The organism is Pseudomonas nitroreducens TX1 (genome assembly GCF_000313755.1).
In the GTDB taxonomy this organism is placed as follows: domain Bacteria; phylum Pseudomonadota; class Gammaproteobacteria; order Pseudomonadales; family Pseudomonadaceae; genus Pseudomonas; species Pseudomonas nitroreducens_A.
Genome location: NZ_AMZB01000053.1, coordinates 1 through 10,823, shown reverse-complemented (window position 1 = coordinate 10,823; position 10,823 = coordinate 1). Strand labels below are relative to the sequence as shown.

The 10,823-nt window shown below is 64.9% G+C and carries 14 protein-coding genes and 1 pseudogene; 12 read left to right on the top strand and 3 right to left on the bottom strand.

Annotated features, from left to right (window positions below):
• The first annotated feature begins 228 nt into the window (after window positions 1–228).
• The 5 genes from C167_RS0101150 to C167_RS0101130 all read left to right on the top strand — a co-directional run bounded on the left by C167_RS0101150 (window position 229) and on the right by C167_RS0101130 (window position 3,539).
• On the top strand, window positions 229–450 hold the full coding sequence (locus C167_RS0101150) for a DUF1654 domain-containing protein (RefSeq protein ID WP_017516448.1): 222 nt from the start codon (window positions 229–231) through the stop codon (window positions 448–450).
• A gap of 141 nt (window positions 451–591) precedes the next feature.
• Window positions 592–864 carry a hypothetical protein gene (locus tag C167_RS0101145; protein ID WP_017516447.1) on the top strand — a complete coding sequence of 91 codons (273 nt, stop codon included), beginning with the start codon at window positions 592–594 and terminating at the stop codon, window positions 862–864.
• Window positions 865–944: 80 nt separating this feature from the next.
• A complete protein-coding gene (locus C167_RS0101140) occupies window positions 945–1,829 on the top strand; it encodes a LysR family transcriptional regulator (protein WP_017516446.1) in 885 nt (294 codons plus the stop codon).
• A gap of 177 nt (window positions 1,830–2,006) precedes the next feature.
• Window positions 2,007–2,843 carry a bifunctional allantoicase/(S)-ureidoglycine aminohydrolase gene (locus C167_RS0101135; RefSeq protein ID WP_017516445.1) on the top strand — a complete coding sequence of 279 codons (837 nt, stop codon included), beginning with the start codon at window positions 2,007–2,009 and terminating at the stop codon, window positions 2,841–2,843.
• Between the two features lie 183 nt (window positions 2,844–3,026).
• Window positions 3,027–3,539, top strand: a complete 513-nt coding sequence (locus C167_RS0101130) for a hypothetical protein (RefSeq protein WP_017516444.1) — start codon at window positions 3,027–3,029, stop codon at window positions 3,537–3,539.
• A 4-nt stretch (window positions 3,540–3,543) separates the two neighbouring features.
• Here C167_RS0101130 and C167_RS0101125 read toward each other — a convergent pair whose 3' ends face one another.
• A complete protein-coding gene (locus tag C167_RS0101125) occupies window positions 3,544–4,392 on the bottom strand; it encodes a CAP domain-containing protein (protein WP_017516443.1) in 849 nt (282 codons plus the stop codon).
• Here C167_RS0101125 and C167_RS34385 point away from each other — a divergent pair.
• Window positions 4,391–4,534 (top strand): hypothetical protein, encoded by a 144-nt coding sequence (locus tag C167_RS34385; protein ID WP_157791806.1) that lies wholly within the window; start codon window positions 4,391–4,393, stop codon window positions 4,532–4,534. The two genes, C167_RS0101125 and C167_RS34385, sit on opposite strands and share 2 nt — an antisense overlap.
• Before the next feature lie 99 nt (window positions 4,535–4,633).
• Window positions 4,634–6,076: a sensor domain-containing diguanylate cyclase gene (locus C167_RS0101120; protein ID WP_017516442.1), complete on the top strand. Its 1,443-nt coding sequence runs from the start codon at window positions 4,634–4,636 to the stop codon at window positions 6,074–6,076.
• Between the two features lie 4 nt (window positions 6,077–6,080).
• On the opposite strand, the gene C167_RS0101115 is transcribed toward C167_RS0101120, so the two are convergent.
• Window positions 6,081–6,380: a putative quinol monooxygenase gene (locus C167_RS0101115; protein ID WP_017516441.1), complete on the bottom strand. Its 300-nt coding sequence runs from the start codon at window positions 6,378–6,380 to the stop codon at window positions 6,081–6,083.
• Window positions 6,381–6,548: 168 nt separating this feature from the next.
• On the opposite strand from C167_RS0101115, the gene C167_RS0101110 reads away from it, so the two are divergent.
• On the top strand, window positions 6,549–7,133 hold the full coding sequence (locus C167_RS0101110) for an NAD(P)H-dependent oxidoreductase (RefSeq protein WP_017516440.1): 585 nt from the start codon (window positions 6,549–6,551) through the stop codon (window positions 7,131–7,133).
• Window positions 7,134–7,363: 230 nt separating this feature from the next.
• On the top strand, window positions 7,364–7,645 hold the full coding sequence (locus tag C167_RS0101105) for a peptidylprolyl isomerase (RefSeq protein ID WP_017516439.1): 282 nt from the start codon (window positions 7,364–7,366) through the stop codon (window positions 7,643–7,645).
• 267 nt (window positions 7,646–7,912) lie between these two features.
• Here the strand turns inward: C167_RS0101105 and C167_RS34380 are convergent, their stop codons facing one another.
• Window positions 7,913–8,056, bottom strand: coding sequence for a hypothetical protein (locus C167_RS34380; RefSeq protein WP_157791805.1), 144 nt, complete (start codon window positions 8,054–8,056; stop codon window positions 7,913–7,915).
• Window positions 8,057–8,241: 185 nt separating this feature from the next.
• Between C167_RS34380 and C167_RS35410 the strand changes: the two are divergent.
• The 3 genes and pseudogenes from C167_RS35410 to C167_RS0101090 all read left to right on the top strand — a co-directional run.
• Window positions 8,242–9,018: pseudogene (locus C167_RS35410) on the top strand (PAS domain-containing protein); the annotation flags it as partial.
• Window positions 8,998–9,558, top strand: a complete 561-nt coding sequence (locus C167_RS35405) for a methyl-accepting chemotaxis protein (protein WP_268744080.1) — start codon at window positions 8,998–9,000, stop codon at window positions 9,556–9,558. The pseudogene C167_RS35410 and the gene C167_RS35405, both read left to right, overlap by 21 nt.
• 114 nt (window positions 9,559–9,672) lie before the next feature.
• On the top strand, window positions 9,673–10,788 hold the full coding sequence (locus C167_RS0101090; RefSeq protein ID WP_017516436.1) for a PilT/PilU family type 4a pilus ATPase: 1,116 nt from the start codon (window positions 9,673–9,675) through the stop codon (window positions 10,786–10,788).
• The last annotated feature ends 35 nt before the right edge of the window (window positions 10,789–10,823 follow it).

The window sequence follows — 10,823 nt, the reverse complement described above, 5'->3', positions numbered from 1 at the left end:
GCAAAAATCGCCTCTAGCGTTCCATTTCCAGAACGATTACAGCAGACCAACCCTCAAACCCCCGGCTCTCAAGGGCTGAGAGACACATACCATCACCCAGAACCCCGCCCCGGAGCCGCTCGATTGCACGCCCATCGGGAAACCCTCCTGCCGATGATCACGCGGGTCTTTACAAGAAATACTGTATTTACATACAGTATTTCCATCCACCCGAACCGGAGGCCTCCCATGCACGCCGCAACCTATAACCAGCTGTCCGCCCGCGTGAACGCCCTGCTGGCAGACCCGACCACCCTGAAGAACCTCGGCATCACCCTGCGCCGCGAACCCAACGACGATTCCGCCGCCTGGAGCCAACTGGTCACCGATCTTCGCCAGACGCCGAACCTCACCTTGCTGCCCCTGCAGGACGGCGCGATCCGACTGGCGTGGCACAGCTGGCTGGATTGAACAGCGAGGGGAAAGCCGCGACTGCGGCCGACAGGACGCGTCAGCAGGCAGCGCCCCACCTGCAGTCCGTCGGCTGAGGAAGCGCAACGCCACTACGCTTCTACGCTCACCTCTGAGGGTATTGCAGTGGAGCGACGCGTGATGAATCTCGACGACGATTTCGACCTCAGTGATTTCAACTTCGATGACCTGACCATCGATGAGCTCAGCCTGGTTCCCATGGAACCCGCCGCCCCGCCCGTTGCGGCGATGCCGGCCAAGGCAAAGGCCACGTTCCAGATCGACACCCGCCACGGCGAACGCCGTTGCAGCGCCGACCGACGACAATCCATCCGCTTCGAAGACGACCGCCGCAAGGGCGACCGGCGCGGTAGCAGCATCAGCGATCCCTGGGCGAAGACCGTCGACTTCTGAGCACCGCGATGCAGGTGAATTGCCGGGGCGCGGGCTGAGCTGTTAGAAAGCGGTATCGCATTCAGATTTCCGATACCGCCATGAGCGTTAGTGATAAATCCAATACCCGCCTCTTCGACCTCGACCTGCTCCGCGCCATCGTTACGGTGGCTGACTGCGGCAGTTTCACCACGGCCGCCACGCGCCTGCACTCGACCCAGTCTACGGTCAGCCAGAAGATCCGTCGGCTGGAGGAGATGGCCGGGCATCGCCTGCTCGAGCGCGGCAACCGCGATGTGCTGCCCACCGACGCGGGCGATACGCTGCTGGGCTATGCCCGGCGCCTGCTGGCGTTGAATGACGAGATGGTCGAGGCGCTGTCCGGCGCCACCGTGGCGCTGACGGTGCGCATCGGCGTGCCGGACGACTTCGCCACGGGGCGCACCACCGAGCAACTGGCGGCGTTCAACCGCCGTTACCCGCAGGTGAAGCTGGAAGTCACCAGCGGGTTGAGCCGCGACCTGTCCGCCAGCTACGACCGGGGCGAGCTGGACCTGGTGCTGCTCAAGCAGCGGCAGAACGCCCGCGAAGCGGTGGCCTGCTGGCCGGAGAAGACGCGTTGGGTGGACAGCGCGAAGAACGCCTGCATCGGGCTCGACCCGCTGCCCATCGTCACCTTCCCGCCGCGCGGGGTGTACCGCGACGAGATGATCGCCGCTCTGGAATCCATCGGCCGGCGCTGGCACATCAGCTTCACCAGTTCGAGCCTTTCCGGCATCCAGTCGGCCATCGCCGACGGCATGGGCATCGGCCTGCTGCCCCAGCGCGCGGTGACGGCGGAGCACGCCGTGCTGCCGAAGAATATCGGGCTTCCCTCGGTGGACGTGTTCGAGGTGGCGATGCTGCACCGGCCCGCAGTGGACCCGATGGTGAAGGAACTGGCGCGCGTACTGTCACGGGTCCTGGCGCAGGATACGAAAGGCTGAGCCACATTCAGAAACCGAATACAGCGGATTCCAACATTTAATTTGTGCATGAACACGCCGCTGGATATCGTGGTTTCCAGCGACGGCCAGCGCACCGACAAGCGCGCCGCTCTGCACGCATTGCTCACCACGGCGTCTTACGCGCCGGGCAGCAAGACAACAATGAGGAATTACCCCATGGCCAAATCCACTTATTACGCGCCGCACGGCGGGCACCCGGCACAGACCGAGCTGCTCACCGACCGCGCCATGTTCACCGAAGCCTATGCCGTGATCCCCAAGGGCGTGATGCGTGACATCGTCACCAGCCACCTGCCCTTCTGGGACAACATGCGCATGTGGGTCATCGCCCGCCCGCTGTCGGGCTTCGCCGAGACCTTCTCGCAGTACATCGTCGAACTGGCGCCCCAGGGCGGCAGCGACAAGCCCGAGCAGGACGTCAACGCCGAGGCGGTGCTGTTCATCGTCGAAGGTGAGCTGAGCCTGACCTTGCAGGGCGAAGTGCACACCATGAAGCCGGGCGGCTACGCGTTCATTCCGCCGGGCGCCGACTACAAGGTGCGCAACACCAGTGGCCAGCACACCCGCTTCCACTGGATCCGCAAGCACTACCAGAAAGTCGACGGCGTACCGCTGCCCGAAGCCTTCGTCACCAACGAGCAGGACATCGAGCCGAAGGTGATGCCCGATACCGAAGGCCGCTGGAGCACCACCCGCTTCGTCGACATGGCCGACATGCGCCATGACATGCACGTGAACATCGTGAACTTCGAGCCGGGCGGTGTGATTCCGTTCGCCGAGACCCACGTGATGGAACACGGCCTGTACGTGCTGGAAGGCAAGGCGGTGTATCGCCTGAACCAGGACTGGGTCGAGGTGGAAGCCGGCGACTTCATGTGGCTGCGCGCCTTCTGCCCGCAGGCCTGCTACTCCGGCGGCCCCGGTCGCTTCCGCTACCTGCTGTACAAGGATGTGAACCGTCACATGCGCCTGACCCTGAACCAGCCGCACTGAGTGGATGGTTCAGGCGGGAAGTCAGCCTGATTCCCGCAGCAGCAAATGGAAAACCGGCGCCCAGGCGCCGGTTTTTCTTTTTGTATCGCCGCGCAGCGTGACCCACCGCGCATGGCAAGAGGCGCCCGGTCTGCTAAAAAGGCAGGCTGAGAGAGGTTTCGTACTCGCCGAGGACAAACGCACATGGAAGTCCGGTTCCTGCCACAGACCGAGTTCGACAACGTCCATTTCTACCGCGCCTTCACCCTGCTGATCCTGCTGGCAATGGCCGTCTTCACGCTGATCAAGATGTTCAGTGGCGTGGTTGGCCTGTTCTCTGCCTTGCCGCTCTGCCTGCTGCTGTTGGTCGCGCGCTTCGCCGTGGAGTGGCGCCGCGTCTCACGCGCCGAGCCGGCGTTCATCGACAAGGGCGAACTGGTGCTGTGCGGCAAGGACAGCCACCGGCAGATTTCCCTGGAGAAGATCAGCTCGGTGCGCAGCCGCCACAGCCTGTTCATGGTACGGCGCTACCGTTCCTGGTCGGAGCACCTGGCGTTCGTGGAGTTCACCCTGGACAGCGGCGAGCGCGTCTCCTCCCTTGCCGAAAGTCGCGTCTTCGAACTTCCCGCGGCCTCGGGCACGCTGGCGGCGGTCGAGGCGGCCATTCTCACGGCAAAGGTGAAGCGCCAGGCCAGCGAGCCCGGCGGCGCCCGGTGACGGCTCAGGGCGAGCCGAACATCGCCGTCCAGTAGATGCCCGCGTCGCTCTTCGGGTCCGCCGCGTAGGCCGCGCCCAGTTCGCTGTATTGCGGGTTCATCAGGTTGGCGCAGTGGCCGGGGCTGGCCAGCCAGCTGTCCACCACCTTCTGCGCGTTGCCCTGGCCGGCGGCGATGTTCTCGCCGATGCGCTGGCCGGCATAGCCGTTGAGCTCCGCGCGGTCGCCCGGCGTGCTGCCATCGCGGCCCTTGTGATCGAAGTAGTTGTTGTTGGCCATGTCGCGGCTATGGGCCTCGGCGGTGCCGCCCAGGGTCGCATTCCAGCTCAATGCGCCAGCCGGGCCGAAGGCCTGCCCGCCGCACTGGCGGCCTTTGCCGCGGGCGGCGTTGATCGCCTGCAGCACTTGCTGGCCTTCGGTTTCCCAGGTCCCCAGCTTGCCCTGCAGCAACGGGCGGCCGAGCAGGACGCGCCAGTCATCGCCCTCGCGGACGATGCCGACATCGACGAACTGCGGGTCCAGCAGCACCTGGCAGAAGCTCTCCTGCAGCGCCTTCATGGCAGCCGTGACGTCGCGCGGGCCGGTGAGGCTGAGCATGCGCACGCTGCTCATCGGGTAGCCGGCCTGGTTCAGCGCGGCCTTCCATTCCCCTGCCGAAGCCGGCAGCGCCAGGCGCGGGTCCGGCGACAGCGGCGGTAGCACCTGGGAAGCCTGGCCCGCGCAGGACTGCACGTCGCCCCGGTAGGCGTTGATGGCTTCGAGCAGTTGGTCCTGGTCGGCCGCGCTGGCGCCGGCGGCGGCCAGCAGGCCAAGCGACAACAGCAGGCTACGCGGAACGAACGACTGGCTGGGCATGGAAGGCTCCGATGGTCGAAAAGGCTCAATGATGCGGGATTTCTCGGCGTTTGGCTGCGGCCGGCTCGAACAGGTTCCGTGGATGGAAAAACCCGGCAAAGAATGGCTGTCGCCCTGTACAAAAAATTCCTACGCGGCCTGACATAAGGCAAGGGTCCTGCCAACTACCGTTGTATGCCACCCGACATAACGGACAATTCAGGTAGCTGAACAAAGTCCGAGCCATAGCAGGAGAAGCGCAGTGCTCAAACCGATCCGAGTGTTCTGCCTTACCTTCCTGCTGGCGGTGCTCGCCTCGCTGCTTGCCGGCTGGCACATGCTGCAGATGAAGCAGGATGCGCTGGCCTACGCCCACGCCAGCGGCAAGAACACCCTGTTGCTGGTGGAGCGCGAATTCCACCGCGACCTGGACGTGCACGCGCAGACCCTGCTGACGCTCTCCAACGTGATCACCGGCCCGACGACTCCGGCGCTGTCGCAGCAAGTCCTGCAGGAACTGGTGGAAGGCCATGCAGCAGGCTCCGTGCAATCGGGCACGCTGGTGGTCACCGACGCACGGGGCGAATTGCTGGCGGATCTGAACCACGCCGGCGAATCCAGCCGCGATCTGTCCAAGCGCGAATACTTCACGTCAGCGCGCGAAAACCCGGGCCGGCTGCTGCTCAGCCATCCGTTCATGCCGTCCTATCCCCGTTCCTCGACCAGCACCGCGCTGAGCCGCGCCGTGCTGGACAAGGATGGTCAATTCGTCGGTGTCGTCGCGGCGATCAAAGAGCTGCAGCACCTGGAATCCTTCGTGCGCGACCTCGATCTGGGCAAGCATGGCGTCATCACCATCCGCCTGCTCGATGGCACGGTGCTCGCCCAATGGCCACGCGACCCGACCCGCGCCCCCGGGGATGAAGCCGATACCTTCCGCGAGTTCGTCGATAGCGGGCGCAACGACTATTTCCGCCAGCAGAGCGGCACCTCGAACGCTTACTGGCGCGGCTACCGGCGCATCGGCGACTACCAGGCGGTGGTGTCGGTGGAACTGTGCCGCGAGGCGATCCTGAACACCTGGACCGCGCGCACCCTGATCACCAGTGGACTGCTGGTGGCAATCAATGCCGCGACGATTTTCTTCGCCTACCGCCTGACCCGTGACTTGCGTCGCCGCGACGCCAAGGAAAGCCAACTGCGCAACCAGGCCGACACCGACCCGCTGACCGGCCTGCACAACCGCCGCTGGTTCGATGAAAAATCCCATCGCGAGTGGCACCGCCGCCGGACAGGCGACGGCAACCTGGCGGTACTGATGATGGATATCGACCAGTTCAAGGCCTACAACGACCACTACGGACACCCGCGCGGCGATCTGGCGCTGGTCAGCGTGGCACACCTGGTCAGCCAGGGCTGCCAGCGCGAGGACGACGGCGCTGCACGCTACGGCGGCGAAGAGTTCGTGGTGATCCTGCCTGGCTGCGACACCGCGGCAGCCACGACGGTGGCGGAATCGATCCGCCGCTCGGTGGAGGAAGCCGCGCTACCCCACGAGAAGGGTGCGCGCGGCATCGTCACCATCAGTGTCGGCGTGGCCAGCACGTCGAGCACGCACGCCGACAGCATCGAAGCGCTGATCGCCGCGGCGGACGCCAACCTCTACAAGGCCAAGGAAGGTGGACGCAACCGGGTGGTGGCCTGAGCGCTCAACGCGGCAACGGGTCAATCACCTCGACTTCCTGAATGGCGAAATCGCGGCGCAGGTACTCCATGCGCCGCTCATGGAACTCGCGCATATGCGGCAGCGCGGTGTGGATGGCCAGGTGCTCGCGGCTTTGCCAGACCTCGAAGAAGGTGAACAGGGTCGGGTCGTTCACGTCGCGCAGCATGTGGTACTGCACGCAGCCGTCTTCGGCGCGGCTGGGCGTGAGGTAGGCACGGAACAGGTCTTCGAAATCCTGGGATCTTTCGGGGCGGGTGTGGGCCTGGAGGATGAAGGCGTACATCGGATCGGCGCTCCTTGTGGTGGAAAGATTGCCTAATCCTGACGCAAATTAATCACTCATATTATTGATTCTCATGCACGGATCATTTGCCCGGGAACGGGTTTTTCCGCACCGGGCGGATCGATATTCTGCCGTCATCGACTTTCCATTCCCTTGCGGAGCCCACTCATGAAAAAGATTCTGCTGATCAATGGCGGCAAACAGTTCGCCCACTCCGACGGCCGCTACAACGCCACCCTGCACGAAGCCGCCATCGCCCATCTGGACCGTGCCGGTTTCGACGTGAAGGAAACCTTCATCGACGGCGGCTACGACATCCAGGAAGAAGTGCAGAAAATGCTCTGGGCCGACGTCATCGTCTACCAGATGCCTGGCTGGTGGATGGGCGCGCCCTGGACCGTCAAGCAGTACATCGACGAGGTGTTCACCGCCGGCCACGGCAGCCTCTACGCCAACGACGGCCGTACCCGTTCCGACGCTTCGCAGAAGTACGGCAGCGGCGGGCTGCTGCAGGGCAAGCAGTACCTGATCTCGGCCACCTGGAACGCCCCGCAGCAGGCCTTCGACGACCCGACCGACTTCTTCGAGGGCAAGGGCGTGGACGCGGTGTATTTCCCCTTCCACAAGGCCAACCAGTTCCTGGGCATGAGCCCGCTGCCGACCTTCCTGTGCGTGGACGTGATGAAGCGCCCGAACATCGAGAGCGATGTGCAGCGCTACCAGAAGCACCTGAGCGAGGTGTTCGGCGCCTGAGGCGAACATCTGTGTAGGAGCGGACTCCGTCCGTGATCGTTTTCCGCTGGCACCTCCTCTACCTGGGCGACGCCAATCGCGGATAAATGCGCTCCTGCGCTCATGCTGGGTATCGCCGCGCACCACGCCATCCTACGAAAAGGGGCAAGTCGCCCGGCGCCTGGCATTGGGTTCAGCCCTGGAATCGGCTAGGCTTCGCCCTTTCCTACTGCCTGTTCAGGAGTTATTCCATGGCCCGTGCATCCGCCCGTCACATCCTGGTTTCCAGCGAAGCCAAGTGCAATGAACTGAAAACTGCCATCGAAGGCGGCGCCGACTTCGCCCAGGTGGCGCGCGACAATTCGACCTGCCCGTCCGGCCGCAGCGGCGGTGACCTGGGTACCTTCCGCCCGGGCCAGATGGTTCGCGAGTTCGACCAGGTCGTCTTCAGCGCCCCGCTGAATGTCGTCCAGGGTCCGGTGAAGACGCAGTTCGGCTACCACCTGGTGGAAGTGACCAGCCGCGAAGACTGATCCCCTTCGCCCGCGCCGCGCCCATTTGCGGGGGCGGCGCGTCCCTTCCCTCTCCGGCCCGCCCCGGGCCACCAGCGTCACCCCCAATCCCACCAGAATCGAACCGCACAGCCGTCCACGCCCCTTGCCCGGCGCGCCGAGCAGCAGCGAGGCGAACAGCACGGCGAGCACGTCGGCGGTGGAACACCAGGTTGACGATCATCCCCAGGACGAAATGCAGGCCCACCGGCAGGCTGGCGGCCGGGTCGATGCACTGCGGCAGGAAGATCAGGAAGAACAGCGCCGTCTTGGGGCGAGCACCTCGACGATGATGTTGCCGGCGCGGATCATCACCGGCGACACCTCTGCCGAGCGCATCTCGAGGCCGCTGCCAGCGGCAGCCAACTGCTGCACAAGCCACAGGACACTCACCTGCTACGTGCCGCCAACGCCGTCAGTCAGGTAGTGACCAGCACCGTCTGAAACACGCACCAGGTCCTGATTCGTGGGGCTTACGCCGGTCCATCCGGGGCTAAAGTCGTGGCCGTGTCGGCCGATGCAATGGTGAAACGACCCGGCAGCAGTTTTTCGTGCCTCACCCCTAGAGAAAGCCCAGCATGTTCAACTCGCGTTTGAAGCAGGAACTGGCCGCCCTGCGTGAAGAGCTCGCCTCCATCGAGGAGATCCGCGCCAGCCTCGATCAGGAAATGCTCGTGCTGTTCCTCGACCCCCGCGGGCGCATCGAATCGGTGAATGCCAATTTCGAGAAGGAGATGCTGCACCGCGGCGACCAGCTCATCGGCCGCCCCCTGCTGGACCTGATCCCCGACCACGTACGCGGCCTGGACTTCCACCTGAAGGTGAAGCACGCCATCGAGCGCGGCGAGCATCTGGCCGGGGTGATCCGCCTGCTGCGTGGCGACGGCGAAGAGGCCTGGCTGCGCTCGATCCTGCAACCAGTGCACGACCGCACCGGGGCGGTCCAGCGCTTTTCGATCTACGCCAGCGACCTCACCCGCACCATCGAAAATTCCCGCGAGCACGAGAACCTGATCGAGGCCCTGCAACGCTCCACCGCGGTGATCGAATTCAACCTGCAGGGCGAAGTGCTCACCGCCAACGACCGCTTCCTCAACGCCATGGGCTACAGCCTGGCGCAGATCAAGGGAAAGCATCACCGGATGTTCTGCGAGCCTTCTGAGTACAACTCGTCGCAGTACGAGGCGTTCTGGGCCAAGCTGCGCCGTGGCGAGTTCGTCACCGGTCGCTTCAAGCGTATCGACAACCGTGGCCACGAGGTCTGGCTGGAGGCCTCGTACAACCCGATCATCGATGCCCACGACCGCCTCTACAAAGTGGTGAAGTTCGCCACTGTGATCACCGAGCAGGTGCACCGTGAAAACGCCGTGGCGCAAGCGGCGACCATCGCTTTCGACACCTCGCAAAGCACCGACAACAGCGCCACCAAGGGCGCCGCCGTGGTCCAGCAGACGGTTGAGGTGATGCGGGAACTGGCCGACCGCATGCAGGAGGCCACCCAGGGCATCGAGGCGCTGGACCGCCAGTCCCAGGCCATCGGCGCGCTGGTGCAGAGCATCCGCAGCATCGCCGACCAGACCAACCTGCTGGCACTCAACGCCGCCATCGAAGCGGCCCGCGCGGGCGACCAGGGGCGTGGCTTCGCGGTGGTCGCCGACGAGGTGCGCCAGCTCGCCTCGCGCACCAGCGCCGCCACCGAGGAAATCACACGCGTGGTGGAACAGAACCAGTACCTGGCCGGCGAGGCGGTGGCCATGATCGACCGCGGCAAGCAGCAGGCCGAACTGGGGCTGCAACTGTCCGGCCAGGCCGGTACGGTGATCATCGAAATCCAGGACAGCGCCCAGCGCGTGGTCAACGCCGTGGGTCAGTTCGCCAATCAACTGTCGACCTGAGGCGCTTCCCTGCGGCACGTCAAAACGGCGTGCCGCCGCCTCGCCTAGGCTCCCGTCCGGCATTGCAGCTAGGCTCAATGCAGATGCGCCCTCCCGCCCTCCCAGGACGACACCATGAGCAACACTCCCCTCCCCGACGTCATCCAGTACCTGCGCCTGCTGCCCGAGCGCGGCGGCTCGGACATGTTCTTCAGCGTCGGCGCGCCACCGCACCTGAAAGCCGAAGGCCACAGCCAGCCGGCGGATGATCGCGTGCTGGAGCCCGGCGAGGTGAAGACCCTGGCCTGGCAATTGATGTCGCCAGTCCAGGCGCAGGACTTCGAGCGCGACCTGGAGATGAACCTGGCGCTGAGCGTGCCGGACATCGGGCGTTTTCGCGCGAACATCTACTACCAGCGTGGTGAAGTGGCCATGGTGGTGCGCCTGATCAAGCAGGTGATTCCGGACGTCACCTCCCTCGGCCTGCCATCGATCCTCGACAAGCTGGCGATGCAGGACCGCGGGCTGATCCTGGTGATCGGCGCGGCCGGCGCGGGCAAGTCGACGACCCTGGCGAGCATGCTGGATTTTCGCAATCGCCACCGTTCCGGGCACATCGTCTGCATCGAGGACCCCATCGAGTTCCTCCACATGCACAAGAAGTCGATCATCGACCAGCGCGAGGTCGGCCTGGACACCCACAGCTACGAGGATGCCCTGCGCAACGTGCTGCGCGAGGCACCGGACGTGATCATGCTCGGCGAAATCCGCGACGCCGCCACCATGCAGCACGCGCTGCATTACGCCGAAACCGGGCACCTGTGCGTCGCCACCCTGCATGGCACCAGTTGCCGCCACGCCATCGAGCGCATCACCCGATTCTTCCCCGACGAGGCGCGCCCGCAGGTGCTGGCCGACCTGTCGCAGAACATCCTCGCGCTGATCGGCCAGCGCCTGGTGCCCGGCAGCCACCAGCGCCGCGCTGTAGCGGTGGAGCTGGTGCTGGGTACGCCGCACATCCGCGGCATCATCCAGCGCGACGAACTGCCCGAGCTCAAGGGAGCCGTCGAACGCGCACTGGAGAGCGGCATGCAGAGCTTCGACCAGAGCCTCTACAAGCTGCTGGAAGAAGGTCGCGTGAGCGTGGCCGACGCCCTGAAGTTCGCCGACTCGCGCACCGATCTTGCGCTGAAGATCAAGCTGGAGCGCGGCATGGACGACGACAGCATCGGGCCGGCGTTTGGCGGTTGAGCGGGCCTGTTCCGAACGTGCCGATATCAGTCCTA